At 52.2% G+C, this 18,186-nt stretch carries 19 protein-coding genes and 1 pseudogene; 19 read left to right on the forward strand and 1 reads right to left on the reverse strand.

The features are described 5' to 3' along the window. Positions 1 to 230 precede the first annotated feature (230 nt). The 12 genes and pseudogenes from IEW52_RS02375 (at position 231) to IEW52_RS02430 (ending at position 8,372) form a co-directional block, all read left to right on the forward strand. A complete protein-coding gene (locus tag IEW52_RS02375; protein ID WP_188628476.1) occupies positions 231 to 962 on the forward strand; it encodes a helix-turn-helix transcriptional regulator in 732 nt (243 codons plus the stop codon). Next, positions 959 to 1,342, forward strand: a complete 384-nt coding sequence (locus IEW52_RS02380) for a RidA family protein (protein ID WP_188628477.1) — start codon at positions 959 to 961, stop codon at positions 1,340 to 1,342. Before IEW52_RS02375 ends, IEW52_RS02380 begins: the two co-directional genes overlap by 4 nt. Before the next feature lie 39 nt (positions 1,343 to 1,381). Beyond that, on the forward strand, positions 1,382 to 1,783 hold the full coding sequence (tusD, locus tag IEW52_RS02385) for a sulfurtransferase complex subunit TusD (protein ID WP_188628478.1): 402 nt from the start codon (positions 1,382 to 1,384) through the stop codon (positions 1,781 to 1,783). Positions 1,784 to 1,835: 52 nt separating this feature from the next. Further along, entirely contained in the window at positions 1,836 to 2,192 is a 357-nt protein-coding gene (gene tusC / locus IEW52_RS02390) for a sulfurtransferase complex subunit TusC (protein WP_188628479.1), read from the forward strand. A gap of 7 nt (positions 2,193 to 2,199) precedes the next feature. Continuing rightward, positions 2,200 to 2,484, forward strand: coding sequence for a sulfurtransferase complex subunit TusB (gene tusB, locus IEW52_RS02395; RefSeq protein ID WP_188628480.1), 285 nt, complete (start codon positions 2,200 to 2,202; stop codon positions 2,482 to 2,484). 179 nt (positions 2,485 to 2,663) lie between these two features. Next, positions 2,664 to 2,841 (forward strand): annotated as a pseudogene (gene rpsL, locus IEW52_RS02400) (30S ribosomal protein S12); the annotation flags it as partial. Between the two features lie 84 nt (positions 2,842 to 2,925). Beyond that, positions 2,926 to 3,396 (forward strand): 30S ribosomal protein S7, encoded by a 471-nt coding sequence (gene rpsG / locus IEW52_RS02405; RefSeq protein ID WP_188628482.1) that lies wholly within the window; start codon positions 2,926 to 2,928, stop codon positions 3,394 to 3,396. 74 nt (positions 3,397 to 3,470) lie between these two features. Continuing rightward, entirely contained in the window at positions 3,471 to 5,570 is a 2,100-nt protein-coding gene (gene fusA / locus IEW52_RS02410) for an elongation factor G (protein WP_188628483.1), read from the forward strand. A 62-nt stretch (positions 5,571 to 5,632) separates the two neighbouring features. Continuing rightward, positions 5,633 to 6,817, forward strand: a complete 1,185-nt coding sequence (gene tuf / locus IEW52_RS02415; RefSeq protein WP_188628484.1) for an elongation factor Tu — start codon at positions 5,633 to 5,635, stop codon at positions 6,815 to 6,817. Positions 6,818 to 6,966: 149 nt separating this feature from the next. Then, positions 6,967 to 7,389 (forward strand): protein tyrosine phosphatase family protein, encoded by a 423-nt coding sequence (locus tag IEW52_RS02420; protein WP_188628485.1) that lies wholly within the window; start codon positions 6,967 to 6,969, stop codon positions 7,387 to 7,389. 131 nt (positions 7,390 to 7,520) lie between these two features. Continuing rightward, the gene (locus IEW52_RS02425) at positions 7,521 to 7,712 is read left to right on the forward strand and encodes a bacterioferritin-associated ferredoxin (protein WP_188628486.1); all 192 of its coding nucleotides are present in this window, start codon (positions 7,521 to 7,523) and stop codon (positions 7,710 to 7,712) included. Between the two features lie 198 nt (positions 7,713 to 7,910). Next, on the forward strand, positions 7,911 to 8,372 hold the full coding sequence (locus IEW52_RS02430) for a methylglyoxal synthase (RefSeq protein WP_188628487.1): 462 nt from the start codon (positions 7,911 to 7,913) through the stop codon (positions 8,370 to 8,372). Between the two features lie 24 nt (positions 8,373 to 8,396). Here the strand turns inward: IEW52_RS02430 and IEW52_RS02435 are convergent, their stop codons facing one another. After that, entirely contained in the window at positions 8,397 to 8,969 is a 573-nt protein-coding gene (locus tag IEW52_RS02435; RefSeq protein ID WP_188628488.1) for a superinfection exclusion B family protein, read from the reverse strand. Positions 8,970 to 9,250: 281 nt separating this feature from the next. Here IEW52_RS02435 and IEW52_RS02440 point away from each other — a divergent pair, with 281 nt between their 5' ends. The 7 genes from IEW52_RS02440 to IEW52_RS02470 all read left to right on the forward strand — a co-directional run bounded on the left by IEW52_RS02440 (position 9,251) and on the right by IEW52_RS02470 (position 18,038). After that, the gene (locus IEW52_RS02440; RefSeq protein WP_188628489.1) at positions 9,251 to 9,682 is read left to right on the forward strand and encodes a GlcG/HbpS family heme-binding protein; all 432 of its coding nucleotides are present in this window, start codon (positions 9,251 to 9,253) and stop codon (positions 9,680 to 9,682) included. Between the two features lie 186 nt (positions 9,683 to 9,868). Continuing rightward, positions 9,869 to 10,495: a TetR/AcrR family transcriptional regulator gene (locus tag IEW52_RS02445; protein ID WP_188628490.1), complete on the forward strand. Its 627-nt coding sequence runs from the start codon at positions 9,869 to 9,871 to the stop codon at positions 10,493 to 10,495. A gap of 345 nt (positions 10,496 to 10,840) precedes the next feature. Next, a complete protein-coding gene (gene xdhA / locus IEW52_RS02450; protein WP_188628491.1) occupies positions 10,841 to 12,286 on the forward strand; it encodes a xanthine dehydrogenase small subunit in 1,446 nt (481 codons plus the stop codon). Next, positions 12,279 to 14,678 (forward strand): xanthine dehydrogenase molybdopterin binding subunit, encoded by a 2,400-nt coding sequence (xdhB, locus tag IEW52_RS02455; RefSeq protein ID WP_188628492.1) that lies wholly within the window; start codon positions 12,279 to 12,281, stop codon positions 14,676 to 14,678. Before xdhA ends, xdhB begins: the two co-directional genes overlap by 8 nt. A gap of 200 nt (positions 14,679 to 14,878) precedes the next feature. Further along, positions 14,879 to 15,748: a xanthine dehydrogenase accessory protein XdhC gene (xdhC, locus tag IEW52_RS02460; RefSeq protein ID WP_188628493.1), complete on the forward strand. Its 870-nt coding sequence runs from the start codon at positions 14,879 to 14,881 to the stop codon at positions 15,746 to 15,748. 42 nt (positions 15,749 to 15,790) lie between these two features. Continuing rightward, positions 15,791 to 17,107 (forward strand): guanine deaminase, encoded by a 1,317-nt coding sequence (gene guaD / locus IEW52_RS02465; RefSeq protein ID WP_188628494.1) that lies wholly within the window; start codon positions 15,791 to 15,793, stop codon positions 17,105 to 17,107. Between the two features lie 196 nt (positions 17,108 to 17,303). After that, entirely contained in the window at positions 17,304 to 18,038 is a 735-nt protein-coding gene (locus IEW52_RS02470; RefSeq protein ID WP_188628495.1) for a GntR family transcriptional regulator, read from the forward strand. Positions 18,039 to 18,186 lie beyond the last annotated feature (148 nt).

Consider the following 18,186-nt stretch of genomic DNA (forward strand, 5'->3'; position numbering starts at 1 on the left):
CAAGCAAAAAAATACCCTCATACCATGTGGTGATGAGGGTATTCTGACGCCGTATAAGGATCGGTCAACCGATCGCCAAAATTCTTAACTGATCGGTGTTAGCCTTCGGGCGGTTTTTTTGTGGGCAGGCCTTAATGTGCTGCGTGGTCACAGCTCTCATCAAAAATAGTTGACATCCGCTATCATCAGTTGAAAATCAGCAGCAGATGTTTGGTGGGATGGAGCCAGCAATGCCAGCGGAAAGTGGGGCCATAGAGGCTCTTAGCTACAGGACCGACAATCATGCCGTCGGCCAGCAGGATCTCGAGCTACTCCACCTTTACGGTGGTCTGGTCGACGGGCTGGTTGAGATGTTCGGCAAACACTGTGAAGTGGTGTTGTATTCGCTGACCGGTCCCGATCGCGCGATACTCAAGGCGAGCAACAGTTGCCAGCAGCCTGGCGCCCCCATGGCTGAGCCCCTGGTACAGAAGTTACTCGAGTTGCAGGAACAACCCGCGCGATCCCTGACCTATTTCACCCAGAACCGTCTGGGCGCGCCCATCAAGTCGTCCCTTCAACTGTTGTGCAATGCGCAAGGGATGGCGGTGGGGCTGCTGAGTATTTATTTTCATCTGGACGCTCCCTTTCACGAGTTGATGGCCGACTTTATGCCCACGCCCCAAGTGGCAAGGCGGGCAGAGGTATCACCGGAAAATTTCAATAACAATGTGGAAGAACTGGTGACCCTGACCGTAGAGCGCACCATAGAAGCGATTAATGCCGACGCTCAGGTGGCCAACAATGCCAAGAACAAACAGATAGTCACGACTCTCTTTGAGAAGGGAATTTTTGACATCAAAGACGCCATCGCCATGGTGTCGAGTAAACTCAATATATCCAAACACACGGTTTATCTTTATATTCGACAAAAAAAGCGCGATGACGAAGATCCATCGCTTAATCACCAGGAGACCCCATGACCAAGACCATCATTGCTACCGAGCATGCCCCCGCTGCCATTGGCCCTTATGTTCAGGCCACGCGTATTGGCAATACCATTTATACTTCTGGCCAGATCCCGTTGGACCCGGTCAGCATGAACGTGGTTGAAGGCGGTATTGAAGCACAAACCAAACAGGTGATGGATAACCTGATGGCGGTATTGGCAGAAGCTGGCGCGGATGCATCCAGCGTGCTTAAAACCACCTGTTTTCTGTCCGACATGAACAACTTCCTGGCCTTCAACGAAGTCTATGCCAGCTACTTTACGCTTGGTGCGCCGGCTCGCTCCTGCGTGGAAGTGGCCCGCCTGCCTAAAGACGTACTGGTAGAAGTGGAAGCCGTTGCTTACGTTGAATAAACTCAGGTTGCATCAATATAAATAACAAAGAGCCTTGTGATGACATCATCCGCCTTGCGATTTGCCCTTTTGGTTACTGGACCCTGTTACGGAACCCAGTCTGCCGCGGATGCCTATCGCTTCGCCTGTGCGGTTCTGGAGCAGGGACATGCCATTAGTCAGATTTTTTTCTATCAGGAAGGAGTGCACAACGCCAACCTGATGGTACAGCCAGCGGCGGATGAAACTGATTTGCAGCAAGCCTGGGTCGAGCTGGCCGAAGCGCATGGCCTGACACTGGATGTCTGTGTAGCGGCGGCGTTACGCCGCGGCATGGTCGACAGTGATGCTGCGGCTCAGGCGGGACAGGCGCAGTGGAATCTGGCGGCTCCTTTTTGTTTGAGTGGCCTGGGACAGCTTGCCCAGGCGGCACTGACTGCCGACAGAGTCGTACAATTCTAGGTGCCCGTTTCACGAGCTTGGGCAAATCCGTTATCGTTATGAGCTGTATTCTATGAACAAGGTCGCCTTTATTTTTCGCACCCCGCCGCATGGCTCGGCTGCCGGTCGAGAAGGGCTGGACGCGGTGTTGGCAATGTCGGCACTCAGTGAAGACATAGGGGTGTTTTTTGTTGATGATGGCGTTTACCAGTTGCTTGGTGGCCAGGATCCCACGGCCATACTCGGTCGACATTATGCCCCTACCTTTGGTCTGCTTGAACTCTATGATGTAGAGCATGTCTATGTGTGTGCTCAGTCACTGGCCGAGCGAGGCATGCAGCAAGAGCAGATCACCATAGCCGCACAGTTACTGTTGCCCTCTGAGTGGCCGCAGCAACTGGCCGGCTACAACGTACGGCTAAGTTTCTGAGGGCATTATGCTACACACGGTAAAGCAGTCTCCTTTCAGCCATCAGGCATTAACCCAGGCGTTGGCGCAAATGCAGCCCAACGATCGGTTGTTGCTGTGGCAGGATGGGGTGATCGCAGCAAGCACTGCCAAATGGCAGCTTTTACTGCAGTCGCTGGCCGATGACGGTCGCCTGTACGTAATGCAAGAAGATCTGCAGGCTCGAGGGTTAACACGACTGTGTGGTGAACCCGTGTGCATGGCCGGTTGGGTAAAACTGGTGGTAAAGTGGGGGAGCCCCCAGGCTTGGTAGCGAGATGATGATAAATCCTCGGGCAAAATTGTATAAATCTTGACTCAAGGCCACAGCAAGCATAGACTTTTGCGTCCCCGCTTTTGGGGATAGATTTTCCACAACTGTAGAACGATACATTTTCAGGAGCTGTTAATGACTACAATTAACCAGCTGGTTCGCAAACCACGCAAGGTAAGCGTTGCACCAATGGTTTTGAGGTTAACTCTTACATTCGTTGTTCTGATCCGCGGTGGTCGTGTTAAAGATTTGCCAGGTGTGCGTTATCACACCGTTCGTGGCGCACTGGACACCTCAGGTGTTGCTGCACGTCGCCAGGCCCGTTCCAAGTACGGTGCCAAGAAGCCAAAGTCTTAATAGTTCTCTGTTAAGTAAGGCCAAACATTTATTCTATAACACTATTGTGTTTTGGGTTATCCCTGAAGTTACGGAGAATTTGCAATGCCAAGACGTCGCGTGATCGGCCAGCGTAAAATACTGCCGGATCCTAAGTTCGGATCCGAGCTGCTGGCAAAATTCGTAAACATCCTGATGGTAGACGGCAAGAAGTCTACTGCAGAGAAGATCGTTTACGGTGCTCTGGAAATCGTTGCTGAAAAAACCAGCAAAGAGCATCTGGCGCTGTTTGAAGAAGCGCTGGAGAACATTCGTCCTACAGTTGAAGTTAAATCGCGCCGTGTAGGTGGTTCTACCTACCAGGTGCCTGTTGAAGTACGTCCAGTGCGTCGTAATGCCCTGGGCATGCGCTGGTTAGTAGACTCTGCGCGTAAGCGCGGTGAAAAATCCATGGCTCAGCGTCTGGCTGGCGAGCTGCTGGATGCTGCTGAAAACAAAGGTTCTGCGGTTAAGAAGCGTGAAGACGTGCACCGTATGGCCGAAGCAAACAAAGCATTTGCACACTACCGCTGGTAATTGGATGGGTGCGCAAGTTGCGCACCCCTTTAGTTGCTTACTAAGGGCATTGACCTTAGCAAGAGGATTTTATTGTGGCTCGTACAACCCCAATTGAGCGCTATCGCAACATTGGTATTAGTGCTCACATCGATGCCGGTAAAACCACCACCACCGAGAGGGTGCTGTTTTACACCGGTGTAAACCATAAAATTGGTGAAACCCACACGGGTTCCGCTACCATGGACTGGATGGAGCAGGAACAAGAGCGTGGTATTACTATCACCTCTGCTGCTACCACCTGTTTTTGGGATGGTATGGAGCACCAGTACCCGCAGCACCGTATCAACATCATCGACACGCCAGGGCACGTTGACTTCACCATTGAAGTAGAACGTTCCATGCGTGTGCTAGATGGTGCGGTTATGGTTTATTGTGCTGTGGGTGGGGTTCAGCCACAGTCTGAAACCGTATGGCGTCAGGCTAACAAATATAAAGTTCCGCGCATCGCGTTCGTTAACAAAATGGACCGCACCGGAGCTAACTTCTTGCGTGTAGTTGAACAGATAAAAAGCCGCCTGAAAGGCGTGCCGGTCCCTGTGCAATTGCCGATTGGCTCTGAAGAAAACTTCAAGGGCGTAATCGATCTGGTCAAGATGAAAGCCATCGACTGGAGTGAAGATGATCACGGTACTTCTTTCGAGTATTACGATATTCCGGAAGAAATGCTGGCACTGGCCGAAGAATGGCATCAGAACATGGTTGAAGCCGCGGCAGAAGCCAATGAAGAATTGATGGACAAGTACCTGGAAGGTCACGAGCTGTCGGAAGCTGAAGTTAAAGCAGCTTTACGCGAGCGTGCGCTGAACAGCGAAATCATTCTGGTGACCTGCGGCTCCGCCTTTAAGAATAAAGGCGTACAAGCCATGCTGGACGTCGTGATCGACTATCTGCCGTCTCCAGTTGAAGTTGCCGCCATCACCGGTCTGAAAGTAGATGGCGAAACGCCAGATACTCGCCCAGCCAGTGATGAGGCTCCTTTCTCTGCCCTGGCATTCAAGATAGCGACTGACCCCTTCGTTGGTAACCTGACCTTTTTCCGCGTCTATTCCGGAGTGATTAGCTCCGGTGATGCCGTGATGAACTCGGTCAAGGGTAAACGCGAACGTTTTGGTCGTATCGTACAGATGCATGCCAACAAACGGGAAGAAATCAAATCCGTTTGTGCCGGTGACATCGCTGCCGCTATCGGTCTGAAAGACGTGACCACGGGTGACACCTTGTGTGCCCAGGACGCGCCTATCATACTGGAGCGGATGGAGTTCCCCGAGCCTGTTATTTCAGTGGCCGTTGAACCCAGAACCCAGGCCGACCAGGAAAAAATGGGGATGGCATTGGGGCGTCTGGCGCAGGAAGATCCGTCTTTCCGCGTCTGGACCGATGAAGAATCTGGTCAGACCATTATCGCCGGTATGGGCGAATTGCACCTGGATATTCTCGTTGAGCGTATGAAACGGGAATTCAGCGTAGAAGCAAACGTGGGCAAACCCATGGTTGCCTACCGTGAAAGCATTAACGGTAGCGTTGAACAGGAAGGCAAATTCGTTCGTCAGTCGGGTGGTCGGGGTCAGTTTGGTCACGTGTGGATCAAAATTGAGCCACAAGAGGCCGGTTCTGGCTATGTGTTCGAGAACGCCGTTGTCGGTGGTGTGATTCCCAAGGAATACATTCCTGCTGTAGACAAAGGCATTCAAGAACAGATGAGGCAGGGGGTATTGGCCGGTTATCCCATTGAGGATATCAAGGTCACCCTGTACGATGGTTCTTATCATGATGTTGACTCTTCTGAAATGGCCTTTAAAATCGCCGGGTCAATGGCATTTAAAGATGGGTTCATGAAATGTGACCCTGTGCTGCTTGAACCTGTAATGAAGGTTGAAGTAGAGACGCCAGAAGATTACATGGGTGATGTAATCGGTGACGTTAACCGTCGTCGTGGTATCATCGAAGGCATGGAAGATGGCCCGTCAGGCAAAATAATCAATGCCATGATTCCGCTATCGGAAATGTTCGGCTACGCTACAGACCTGCGCTCACAGTCGCAAGGCCGTGCTTCTTACTCCATGGAGTTTGCCAAGTACGCCGCGGTACCTGCCAGCATGGCTGAAGCGCTCATTGCTGCTCGTAAAGGTTAATAATCTTTGTTTAAACTCCCCGCTCGCAAAGCGAGTGGGAACAAACTAGGAAGGACTAGTCCGTGTCTAAAGAAAAATTTGAACGTAACAAACCGCACGTAAACGTAGGTACTATCGGCCACGTTGACCACGGTAAAACCACTCTGACCGCTGCCATCACCAACGTACTGGCCAAGCAGTGGGGCGGCGCCGCTCGCGCTTTCGATCAGATCGATAACGCTCCTGAAGAAAAAGCGCGTGGTATCACCATCGCTGCTTCTCACGTTGAGTACGATACTGAAGCACGTCACTACGCACACGTTGACTGCCCAGGACACGCTGACTATGTTAAAAACATGATCACCGGTGCTGCTCAGATGGATGGCGCTATCCTGGTTGTTGCTGCGACTGATGGTCCTATGCCACAGACTCGTGAGCACATCCTGTTGGCCCGTCAGGTTGGCGTTCCTTACATCGTTGTATTCATGAACAAATGTGACATGGTTGACGATGAAGAGCTGCTTGAGCTGGTTGAAATGGAAATCCGTGAGCTGCTGTCCGAGTACGACTTCCCAGGCGACGACATTCCAGTAATTCAGGGTTCTGCTCTGAAAGGCCTGGAAGGCGATGCAGAGTGGGAGCCTAAGATTCTGGAACTGGCTGCTGCTCTGGATTCTTACATCCCTGAGCCAGAGCGTGCCGTTGACGGTGCTTTCTTGCTGCCTATCGAAGATGTGTTCTCAATCCAGGGCCGTGGTACTGTTGTTACCGGTCGTGTTGAGCGCGGTATCGTTAAAGTAGGCGAAGAAGTTGAAATCGTTGGTATCAAGGACACTGTTAAGAGTACTTGTACTGGCGTTGAAATGTTCCGTAAGCTGCTTGACGAAGGTCGTGCTGGTGAGAACGTTGGCGTTCTGCTGCGTGGTACCAAGCGTGAAGACGTTGAACGTGGTCAGGTTCTTGCCAAGCCAGGTTCAATCAACCCGCACACTGACTTCGAATCAGAAGTATACGTGCTGTCTAAAGAAGAAGGCGGTCGTCACACTCCTTTCTTCAAAGGCTACCGTCCACAGTTCTACTTCCGTACAACTGACGTAACCGGTACCATCGAACTGCCAGAAGGCGTTGAAATGGTTATGCCTGGCGACAACATCAAAATGGTTGTTAGCCTGATTGCTCCTATCGCGATGGAAGAAGGCTTGCGCTTCGCTATCCGTGAAGGTGGCCGTACCGTAGGTGCAGGCGTTGTAGCCAAGATCGTTAAGTAATAACGTTTCTTGATTACATAAAAAAGGAGGCTTCGGCCTCCTTTTTTTATACCTGCAGGGGCACAAAGACAGAATATCAGATTAAACTGATATTCTGTCTTTGTGCTAGGCTGAGTTGTGCTTTTCCTGTCTGGATATTGAGGTGTGTTATGGAGATTAAACCGGTCACGGCTTCTTTCGTAGTTGCCGATCAGGTCAACGAAGCCGACTTGCAGATATTGAAGGCCGCAGGTTTCAATACTCTTATCTGTAACCGGCCCGATAATGAAACACCAGAGCAGCCCACCGCTGCCAGTCTGGCCGAGCGAGCACGATCCCTGGGGTTGACCTGGCATTGGTTGCCTATCACGCCAGGGCAGTTTCCCGACGACAGCATCGCCAGGTTCAAGCACATTCTGAGCGCTGCCGAAGAGCCGGTACTGGCCTTTTGCCGTACTGGCACCCGTTCTATCAGCGTATGGGCGTTGTCACAGGCGGCAGAGATTCCTACTGCAGATTTGCTGCAGCAGGCTACGGCTGCGGGTTATGACCTGTCGAAGCTGGCACCCCAACTGGATGCCGCCAAACGCTAAGGCTCATTACAGGCTGGTTATTTGATGTGCAGTGACTCAACGGTGAGGCTGCGCATATTTTGAGTAATAAACCCTTGCACTGATAACTAATATCATTTAGATTCAACTCGTCAGAGTGGGAGGACTTCTTGATGTATGTGTGTTTATGCAAAGGTATTACCGATAATCAGCTACGCGCAGCAGTTGCAGCGGGCGGTGACGAGTTCAAACTGTTGAAGCAGCAACTCGGTGTCGGGTCTCAATGTGGCAAATGTATTCCCGTTGCCATGGCGATTCTGGCCGAAGAAAATGCCAAGACACATCTCTATTACGAAGTCGCTTAACTCCTCGAACTCAAGCGGTCAGCCGTGATTTAACTGCCCATCGCTCACGGCTCAACAAACGAACAAGTTTGATTTCCCCCTGGGGTGCGGCTTCAACCTTGTCCCTCACTTTTATCTTCCCGGTGTCTTTTTCCTGCTATCCTTCGCGCGCTGTTTTTAGCTAGTATGGGGCTCGTTGTTTATCAGGATATGCCGACAGTGAAAGAAACCTTCAGAACTCTGCCCTGCCACAAAAATGTCGCGCTGGTGGCGCATGATCACAAGAAAAAGCAATTGCTGGAGTGGGTCGGGCGTCGTGCCGAAGCGCTGAAACTGCATCATCTTTATGCAACCGGTACCACGGGGAAGATGCTGAGCAGAGAGATAGGCTTGCCGGTTCGCTGTTTGATGTCTGGCCCCATGGGCGGAGATCAGCAGCTGGGTGCCTTGATTGCCGAAGGCAAGATTGATGTGTTGATCTTTTTCTGGGATCCACTGAATGCCGTCCCTCATGACCCCGATGTAAAAGCCTTGTTGCGCCTGGCTACGGTATGGAACATACCGGTGGCCACCAATATGTCGACGGCCGATATGTTGATGGACAGCAGGCAAATGAGCGAGAATTTTAGTATCAGCGTGCCAGACTATGAAGGCTACTTGGCAGAGAGAACCAAGGAATAACCGAAAACATAGCGGCTAGCTATTTCAATGCCGGTCTAGCTGTTTATAGGCGAATTTGGGTCTGGTGTTCATGATCATATTTTTTTGTTCTTCGGTCATGCTGGCGGGGTTCAGCCCCAACACCTTGAAGGTCAATAATGGTCGCGCGGCAATGGATATCATCAACGGCTTGATGGCATTCAGTCCTGTTTCACCGGGTTCGCCAAATGCATAGGTCAAGATACCTTGCTCCAGCAGATTTTTGACGGCGGGTTCGGTGACCGGCAGTTTTATGACGCTTTTACGCTGAATCACAAATTCGCGCAATACCGCTCTTTCATTGGCATCCAGATAATCAAGCAACTCCTTGAGCAATTTTTGTTGCATCAGACGCTGCTTTCGGTAAAACACGTATTGAAACAGCATGATCGCTGCATGAGAAAAGAAATAGGCAGCAGAAGCGACCATGCCGAGTATAAACAGCAACCTGTAATCATTGAGCCACAGGCCAAAGGCACCGCTAAAAAGACGCGCTGGCAGCAGAGTAATGAGTGTGCAGCTGAGCAATAGCCAGCACATAAAGCGGTTGAAGGTTGATATCTGTCTTAAATCCAGCATGTTTTCCTCCACGATGACATGATGGATGTTAGGCATCACGCTCGCATTTTCAGCCAAAATTGACCCTGTTGATAGCGAGTCATTCAGCAATAATCATGCCATTTGGCCTGAGTATGTTGGGTGTGTGGGCATAAGCCCAAGCATGGTTCTGGGATAAATAAGTAATGGATAAATTACCTTAACGTTAAGTGTATACAAAAGAACTTAACATTGTGCGTGTTTTATGTTTTATTAGTGTTCAATTAACTTCTATTGTTATAGTCGACAGGGAGTCTGGGGACATGAGCACAGTTACACTTGAACAGGCGTTAATCATAACGCGTGGCGCCTTGCAGCACGCGTTAGAGGTTTCCGCCGCACCACTTACCGTTGCCGTATTGGATAATGCCGGCCGTTTGGTTTCGTTGCAACGCCAGGACGGCGCCAGTTTGCTGCGACCCGATATTGCAACCGGTAAGGCATGGGGTGCGATTGCCCTGGGCCGTAGTTCGCGTGGCCTGGCCGAAGTGGCTGAAGCCAGACCGGCTTTTGTGGCGGCGGTAAACGTGATGGCGCAAGGACAGATTATTCCGGCGCCTGGCGGTGTCTTGATCCGTGATGCCGAGAACAAAATTCTGGGGGCGGTTGGCATCAGTGGTGATCTTCCCGATGTTGATGAAGCCTGTGCCATTGCGGGCGTACAGCTTGCAGAACTGGTTGCGGATTATAGCTAAACAATTTGCCGCACCGTTAGCCAAACACTTATCTTTTGTTTTGGTCGAGGGGTAACCTGAGTTACTCATTTCAGCGCTCACCTGTGTGAGCGCTTTTTTTTGCGCTTTTTTACCGACTTTTGCCCAAACTCGGGTATGGTTAACCAATATTACGTCTCATATTATGGTTTGGAGTTTAAAATCAGTATGTCTCGGATCCGAGCGAAGAACGAAGAAGTTATCATACGTGCAGCCAGTCGAGTCTTTGCAGAACACGGCTACGCAGCCACTAAAACGGCCGCCATCGCCGAGCTGGCAGAATTGCCCAAACCCAATATTTATTATTATTTTGGCAGTAAGGAAAAACTCTACCGGGCCGTGCTGGAAAGCATTACCGAGCCGTTACTGGCGGCGTCGGCGCCCTTTATCGAATATCAGGATCCCGTGCAGGCCCTGACGGCTTACATCAAATATAAATTGATGATTTCAAAAGATTATCCTTATGCTTCCAAGGTGTTTGCCAATGAAATCATGCACGGGGCACCTCACTTGCCTGCCGATATCATCGAACGACTCAGCGAACAGACCCGCACGCTGACTGCCAAACTGAAAGACTGGATGGCACAGGGGCTGATGGTGGATGTGGATGCGCATCATCTGCTGTTTGCTATCTGGTCTTCAACGCAAACCTATGCAGATTTTAACTGGCAGATCACCATGGCCCTGGGTAAGGAAGATCTGGATGAGCAGGACTTTGAACGAGCCGCTCTGCTGATCACCCAATTGGTGATTGGCGGATGTGCGGTTAAACCCTTATCTGACAGCAAACGCTAACTGAATATCACCAAACGTTGATAAAAACACCGAATTGCCTATTCGGTGTTTTACTTTCCACACCCACACCCACACCCACACCCACACCCACACCCACACCCACACCCTACGCTTTCACATCCCACTACACTTATAGGTAGCCATTCAATCCGGCTCCGGGGACCCTGCTGATCATGGCGCATCAGGCGACACTCGAGTGTGTTAATGGTTTGTTTCACAAATGAGTTATTAAATAGTAAAATATTTGTTGACTAATGGGTCAGGTTTCATTTTAATTACACATGAAGATATTATGATTTTGCTGAATGGCAATGTGTGCGGTGTATTCGCTGAAGGAGGTAGGCCTTGATTAAGTTTCTGCTTAACCAGGAGTTGCGAGAGGAACAAGACCTTTCGCCAAATATGACGGTGCTAAATTATCTGCGTACTCGCGTAGGCAAAACCGGCACCAAAGAAGGTTGTGGTTCCGGTGACTGTGGTGCCTGCACCGTGGTATTGGGGGAGCGCGACGGTGAACATATCCGTTATCAAACGGTTAACTCCTGCCTGACCTTTGTGTCTACGCTGCATGGCAAGCAATTGCTGACGGTCGAAGATCTCAAGTCGAAAGACGGCAGTCTGCACCCGGTGCAGCAAGCCATGGTGGACTTTCATGGTTCCCAGTGCGGCTTTTGTACCCCGGGCTTTATCATGTCGATGTTTGCCTTGAGCAAAAACAAGCCAACGGCCAACAAACACGACATCTTTGAAGCCCTGGCCGGCAACCTGTGTCGTTGTACCGGGTATCGCCCGATAGTGGATGCCGCCAGGACCATCTCCGAGCAGCCCCAGCTGGTGGATCAGTTTTCTCGTTACGAATCAGAGGTACTGACAAAGCTGGATCACATCGAGACCGACACCATGGTTACCCTTAACGGAAACGACAAGGTATGCTTCTCTCCGGTGTCCAGCGACGAGCTGGCCGGGCTGTTAATCGAGCATCCCGATGCCCAACTGCTGGCCGGTGGCACCGATCTGGCGCTGCAGGTCACGCAGTTTTATCGCGAACTCCCGAAGATGATTTACGTCGGCAACGTGGCCGACATGAAACAGCTTGAAGAAGATGATCAGCAATTGGTAATTGGCGCGGCGCGTAGCCTGAGTGACAGTTACGAGGCGCTGAATCGCGTGTTCCCCGATATGGGCGAGCTGCTGCATCGCTTTGCTTCCCTGCAAATTCGCAACCAGGGTACCCTGGGCGGCAACATAGGTAATGCCTCGCCGATTGGTGATGCTCCCCCGGTGCTCATGGCACTGAATGCCCGCTTGGTCTTGCGCAAGGGTGAGCAACGCCGTGAACTGCCTATTGAAGACTACTTCCTCGATTACAAGAAGACGGCACAACAAACCAGCGAATTCATTGAAAAAATCATAGTGCCAAAACCGGCTGCAGATCAGCACTTCAAGGTCTACAAGCTGTCTAAACGATTGGATGATGATATTTCTGCAGTCTGTGGCGCCTTTAACCTGACCATAGTGGGTGGAATGATCAGTGAGGCCCGCATTGCCTTTGGTGGTATGGCCGCAGTGCCCAAACGTGCCGCTGCCTGTGAGCGGGAGTTACTGAACAAGCCATGGAATCAGGCCACCGTCAAAGCGGCGATGAAAGCATTAAGTGGTGACTTTGAGCCCTTGTCTGACTTTAGAGCGAGCAAGGAATACCGCAGCAAAACCGCCACTAACTTGCTCTATAAGTTTTTTATCGAGCAACAAAGTCTGCAACTCGAAACCAGGGTGACGTCTTATGTCTAACAAACCACAAAATACACTGACCATCGATGAAATGATGGAACGGGTGAAGCAAAGTTTGCAAACCGGTGTAGGCAAGAGCGTGCCTCACGACAGTGCGGCCATGCAGGTGGCGGGTGAAGCACAATACATAGATGACCGGTTGGAGTTCCCCAACCAGCTGCATCTTTATGCGCGTCTGTCAGACCGGGCCCACGCGCGTATTACCAAGCTGGATGTCAGCCCCTGTTACGAGTTTGAAGGTGTGACCATTGCCATTACCGCCGACGATGTACCGGGCGAACTGGATATCGGGCCTGTGCTGGCCGGTGATCCGCTGCTGGCCGATGGCAAGGTAGAGTATGTTGGCCAACCGGTGCTGGCGGTGGCGGCAAAAGATTTAGCCACCGCCCGCAAGGCGGCTATGGCCGCCATAGTGGAATACGAAGACTTGCCCGCGGTGCTGTCGGTGGAAGAAGCGCTTGAGAAAAAGCTGTTTGTTACCGAGAGTCACAAGCAGCAAAGAGGTGATTCTGCCGCCGGACTGGCCAATGCCAGGCACGTGATTGAAGGCAGCCTGCATATTGGTGGTCAGGAGCATTTTTATCTGGAGACCCAGGTCAGCTCTGTGGTGCCGACCGAAGATGGCGGCATGATGGTATTTACTTCCAGCCAGAACCCGACCGAAGTACAGAAGCTGGTGGCCAGTGTGCTGGGCGTGTCCATGCACAAGGTGGTGATCGATATGCGCCGCATGGGCGGTGGGTTTGGCGGTAAGGAGACCCAGGCTGCGGGCCCTGCCTGTATGGCGGCCGTGGTAGCCCGGCTGACCGGTCGGCCCACCAAGATGCGTCTGCCTCGGGTAGAAGACATGATGATGACAGGTAAACGTCATCCGTTCTTCAATCAGTATAAAATTGGCTTTGATGACAACGGCCGCATTCAGGCCTCGGAAATTATCGTGGCGGGTAACTGTGGTTATTCTCCCGACTTGTCTTCTTCGATTGTCGATCGTGCCATGTTCCACTCGGATAACGCCTATTACCTGGGCGAGGCCACCGTCATCGGCCACAGATGCAAGACTCACACTGCATCCAATACCGCTTATCGCGGCTTTGGTGGTCCGCAGGGCATGATGACCATAGAGCATGTGATGGACGAAATTGCCTCCTATCTGGGCAAGGATCCGCTCGACGTCCGCAAGGCCAACTTCTATGGCATCGATGATCGTAATGTCACCCACTACCATCAGCCGGTAGAGCACAATATCATCCACGAAATGGTGGCCGATCTCGAGCTGTCCAGCGAATATGCCGCCCGCCGTGCCGAGATAAAGGCGTTCAACGCCCAGAGTCCGATCCTGAAAAAAGGCATCGCCATTACCCCGGTCAAGTTCGGGATCTCGTTTACCGCCACCTTCCTGAACCAGGGCGGGGCGCTGGTACATATTTATACCGATGGCAGTATCCACCTCAACCACGGTGGTACCGAAATGGGGCAGGGGCTGAACATCAAGGTTGCCCAGGTGGTGGCGGAAGAATTTCAGGTAGACATAGATCGTATTCAGATCACCGCCACCAATACCGACAAGGTGCCCAATACTTCACCCACGGCGGCGTCCAGCGGGACCGATCTTAACGGCAAGGCGGCGCAGAATGCGGCGCAGATCATCAAGCAACGCTTGATCGACTGGGCGGCAGGGCACTTCCAGGTGAGCCCGGAAGAAGTGGTATTCAAGAATAACTTCGTCAAGATCCGTCATCAGATCCTGTCGTTCCAGGAGTTTGTGCAGCTGGCGTATTTCAATCAGATTTCGCTGTCCAGCACGGGTTTCTACCGTACGCCGAAGATCTTCTACGATCACGCGACCGGATCCGGTTCGCCTTTCTACTACTTTGCCTATGGCGCTGCCTGTGCCGAAGTGGTGATCGACACCCTGACCGGTGAGTACAAGATCCTGCGGGCTGATCTGCTGCACGATGTGGGGGACTCCCTGAATCCGGCCATCGATATTGGTCAGGTGGAGGGCGCCTTTGTGCAAGGGGTGGGCTGGTTAACCACCGAAGAGCTGGTGTGGAATGATGATGGCAAGCTGATGACCAATGGCCCTGCCGGTTACAAGATTCCGGCTGTGGCGGATATGCCGATTGATTTTCGTACCACTCTGGTCGAGAACCGCAAGAATCCGGAAGACACCGTCTTTCATTCCAAGGCGGTGGGCGAGCCGCCCTTCATGCTGGGCATCTCGGTGTGGTGTGCGCTGAAAGATGCGGTGGCCAGCGTGTCCAACTATAAGAAGTACCCGCACATTGACTCACCGGCCACGCCGGAGCGGGTCCTGTGGGCGGTGGAGCAAATGCAGGCGCTGCTGGAAGAAGAGCAAGCAGTGGTAGCCGAAGAAGTGCTGGCTAAGTAACGTCGGGCGTAGTCTGGTCAGGTTGCATTAGTCGGGCAAAGGGTCCGCTCCGTCGACCGTGACATGCCAGGGATGGCATGTCCGAGCCCCCAAGGATGGGTTTATGGCGTGTCGGAGGAGTAGACCCTTAATCCGACGTTTCTCCTGGGATAAAGCCTGCGTTTGCTGTTGGTGGTAGAGGCGGTAGTAGAGGTAAAGTTATGTTCAAGGATAACTGGATTCAGATACTGGCGGAGCTGGAACGCAAGGGTGAACCTTGTGTGATGGTGACAGTGGTCGAGCATAAAGGCTCGACGCCTCGTGACAGCGGTACCAAGATGCTGGTCACCGAGCAGGGCTGTTATGCCACCATAGGCGGTGGTCATCTCGAGTACAAGGCGCTGAAGCTGGCGCGCGAGATGTTGCTCGGTGGCGAACAGCAGATGAAGGTCGAGCGCTTTAATCTGGGGGCCAGTCTGGGCCAGTGCTGTGGTGGCATGGCCAGCATCATGCTGGAACCTGTGATACGGGCGCGTCACCATCTGGTGCTGTTTGGCGCCGGCCATGTGGCCAAGGCACTGGTGCACATACTGGCGACGCTGCCGTTTCGCATTACCTGGGTTGACGAACGTGAATCCGAATTTCCGGCCGAGCTGCCCAGCGGTGTGACCCGAGTGATCAGTGACGATCCGGTCGGGGAGATAGCCGAGCAGCCGCCGGGGAGTTTTTATCTGGTGATGACCCATAACCATCAGCTGGATCTGGAGCTCTGTGCCCGGATTTTGAAGCGTCAGGATGCTCGATACTTCGGCGTGATTGGCTCGCAAACCAAGCGCAAACGCTTTGACTACAAGCTGAAAGAGCGTGGTTTCAGTGAAGACAGCCTGAGCCAGATGATTTGTCCTATCGGCTTGAGCGAGGTCAGCGGTAAACACCCCGCCGAAATTGCCGTCTCGGTGGCAGGGGAGTTGATCCGCGTATATCAGCAAGCAAACACGGGTTCCCCGTTGACGCTTTCGCAAGTGGCCTGCGACACGCCGCACATCACAGAGACTGATGACGTAACGGATGACGTGGTTGCGGCTCGATAAGCCAGCGGCAACCTTATTTTATTTTACAGGAGAAGCCTTTTCATGACGCAAGTGACCGCATATCGCGCCGCCATTTTGCATAGCCTGGGTGACCCGGCCCAAGTGGGGCTGGAAGCAAGTTACGACTATTATGAAGACGGTATATTGGTGGTCACAGACGGCCATATCAGCGATATCGGCCCCGCCGAATCGGTGCTTGCACGCCTGCCAGTGGAAGCCGAACTGAAGCGCTTTGAACATAAGCTGATTACAGCCGGCTTCATTGACACCCACATTCATTTTCCGCAAACCGAAATGATTGCCTCTTATGGTGAGCAACTGCTGGACTGGCTGAATAACTATACCTTTCCTGAAGAGGGTAAGTTTGCCGACCCGGCTCATGCACAGCGGGTAGCCAGTTTCTTTCTCGATGAACTGCTGCGCAACGGCACCACCACCGCCATGGTCTTCGGTACCGTGCACAAGGCATCGGTAGAGGCCTTTTTTGCCGAGTCCGATAAGCGCAACATGCGCATGATTGCCGGCAAGGTAATGATGGATCGCCATGCCCCCGAGTATCTGCTGGATACCCCGGAGTCCAGTTATATCGACAGCAAGGACCTGATTGAGCGCTGGCATAAAAAAGGTCGTCAGCTGTATGCGGTGACGCCCCGGTTTGCCCCCACCAGTACTGCCGAACAGCTGGGCATGGCGGGCCGCTTGTTGGCAGAATACGATGACGTTTATCTACAAACGCACCTCTCTGAAAACAAGCAGGAAATTGCCTGGGTAAAAGAGTTGTTTCCGGAGCGCGCCGGTTATCTGGATGTATACGATCACTTTGGTCTGCTGGGCGATCGATCGGTCTTTGCCCATGCGGTTCATCTGGAGCAGGCAGAATGCGAGCGTATGGGCGCCACCGATTCGGTGATTTCCTTTTGCCCTACGTCGAACCTGTTTCTGGGCTCCGGGCTGCTGGATCTGCCCGAGGTGGAAAGCCACCAGATACGGGTTGGCCTGGGTACGGATGTAGGGGGAGGCACCAGCTTTTCCATGCTGCGCACCATCTCCGAGGCTTATAAAATACAGCAGTTGCAACAACATAAACTGCATCCATTAAAAGCCTTGTATCTGGCCACGCTGGGCGGGGCCCGGGCGCTGAGTCTGGATGACAAGATTGGTAATCTGGCCATTGGCAAAGAAGCCGACTTTTTGATCCTCGACTTGCATGCCACGCCGTTAATGCACACCCGTATGAACAATACCCACCACTTATTCGAGTTGCTGTTTGTACTCATGATGCTGGGTGACGACCGGGCAATAGCTGAAACCTATATTGCGGGGAACCGTCAATATCGACGTGATAAAGACTCTGAATGAGTCTGCTTATGAAAGTCATGCAAAAAGCGCCCAATAAGGGCGTTTTTTGTGTTCAGTCACAGTCTTGATGATTGCGACTGTCGAATTGTGCAAAAACCAGTAAGATTGTATACGTGATTACAAAAATTTAACTTACAGGCAAACATTAAAAGGTACTAATACTCGATAATGGCGGCCTTAACTGGAAACCTTAATTATGAGTTCACTCAGTCAACTGGAGCCAAGACCCGTCAAGTCGAGCTCAAATACTCAAGATGATATTGTTTATGAACATATTTTTGATGCGATTTTGGAGCAGCGTTTAGCGCCCGGTACCAAGCTTAGCGAAGAAGCGCTGGGAGAAATTTTCGGCGTTAGCCGCACTATTATCCGTCGCGCCCTGTTAAGGCTGTCTCATGAGCAGGTGGTCAGCATCCGCCCCAACCGGGGGGCCGTGGTGGCCGCGCCCAGCGTAGAAGAGGCAAGGCAGATTTTTGCGGCTCGTCGCGTGGTCGAGCTGGCCGTGATTGAACTGGCGGTAAAAAATGCCACACCCGAGAGTCTGGCGCGTATTCGTACCATGGTACAGGAAGAGCAGGATGCATTTGCCCGTGGCGATCGCGGCAGCGGCATTCGTTTGTCTGGTGAGTTTCATTTAGAGCTGGCGCACATGGCCAATAATACGCCTTTACTCAACTTTCAGCGCAGTGTGGTCTCACAAACGTCACTCATTATTGCCCAGTATGAGGTGGGTCATCAGGCGCATTGTTCCTTCAATGAACACGAAGCCCTGTTGCTGGCCATCGAATCCGGCGATCCGGCGCGTGCCGCCGCCATGATGGGTCAGCATCTTGATCATATCGAAGGTAAGTTGAATCTGGATAATGAGTCGGCTTCCACCGATTTGCATGTGGTGTTTTCGGGCGTGGTCAAGAAAAAGCCCAAAGCCTGACCGCAGCCGTTTACTCTCCGCTCAAGGGTCGGGCATCGTCCGGCCCACTGTGATGTAATCTCTCCTTTGTTACCTGCTTACGCCACCTCTGCCGTGGTGCTTTTGCCGTGCGCGCATGCGAATCCCTGGCGTGGTCCAAGTCACGACC

It is taken from the genome of Oceanisphaera marina, from assembly GCF_014643915.1.
Taxonomy (GTDB): Bacteria; Pseudomonadota; Gammaproteobacteria; order Enterobacterales; family Aeromonadaceae; genus Oceanimonas; species Oceanimonas marina.

Excerpts from the sequence above, each read along its gene's own strand:
- IEW52_RS02375 (WP_188628476.1), top strand. The coding sequence starts at position 231 with ATGCCAGCGGAAAGTGGGGCCATAGAGGCTCTTAGCTACAGGACCGAC.
- IEW52_RS02380 (WP_188628477.1), top strand. The coding sequence starts at position 959 with ATGACCAAGACCATCATTGCTACCGAGCATGCCCCCGCTGCCATTGGC.
- tusD (WP_188628478.1), top strand. The coding sequence starts at position 1,382 with ATGACATCATCCGCCTTGCGATTTGCCCTTTTGGTTACTGGACCCTGT.
- tusC (WP_188628479.1), top strand. The coding sequence starts at position 1,836 with ATGAACAAGGTCGCCTTTATTTTTCGCACCCCGCCGCATGGCTCGGCT.
- tusB (WP_188628480.1), top strand. The coding sequence starts at position 2,200 with ATGCTACACACGGTAAAGCAGTCTCCTTTCAGCCATCAGGCATTAACC.
- rpsG (WP_188628482.1), top strand. The coding sequence starts at position 2,926 with ATGCCAAGACGTCGCGTGATCGGCCAGCGTAAAATACTGCCGGATCCT.
- IEW52_RS02420 (WP_188628485.1), top strand. The coding sequence starts at position 6,967 with ATGGAGATTAAACCGGTCACGGCTTCTTTCGTAGTTGCCGATCAGGTC.
- IEW52_RS02425 (WP_188628486.1), top strand. The coding sequence starts at position 7,521 with ATGTATGTGTGTTTATGCAAAGGTATTACCGATAATCAGCTACGCGCA.
- IEW52_RS02435 (WP_188628488.1), bottom strand. The coding sequence starts at position 8,969 with ATGCTGGATTTAAGACAGATATCAACCTTCAACCGCTTTATGTGCTGG.
- IEW52_RS02440 (WP_188628489.1), top strand. The coding sequence starts at position 9,251 with ATGAGCACAGTTACACTTGAACAGGCGTTAATCATAACGCGTGGCGCC.
- IEW52_RS02445 (WP_188628490.1), top strand. The coding sequence starts at position 9,869 with ATGTCTCGGATCCGAGCGAAGAACGAAGAAGTTATCATACGTGCAGCC.
- xdhB (WP_188628492.1), top strand. The coding sequence starts at position 12,279 with ATGTCTAACAAACCACAAAATACACTGACCATCGATGAAATGATGGAA.
- xdhC (WP_188628493.1), top strand. The coding sequence starts at position 14,879 with ATGTTCAAGGATAACTGGATTCAGATACTGGCGGAGCTGGAACGCAAG.
- guaD (WP_188628494.1), top strand. The coding sequence starts at position 15,791 with ATGACGCAAGTGACCGCATATCGCGCCGCCATTTTGCATAGCCTGGGT.
- IEW52_RS02470 (WP_188628495.1), top strand. The coding sequence starts at position 17,304 with ATGAGTTCACTCAGTCAACTGGAGCCAAGACCCGTCAAGTCGAGCTCA.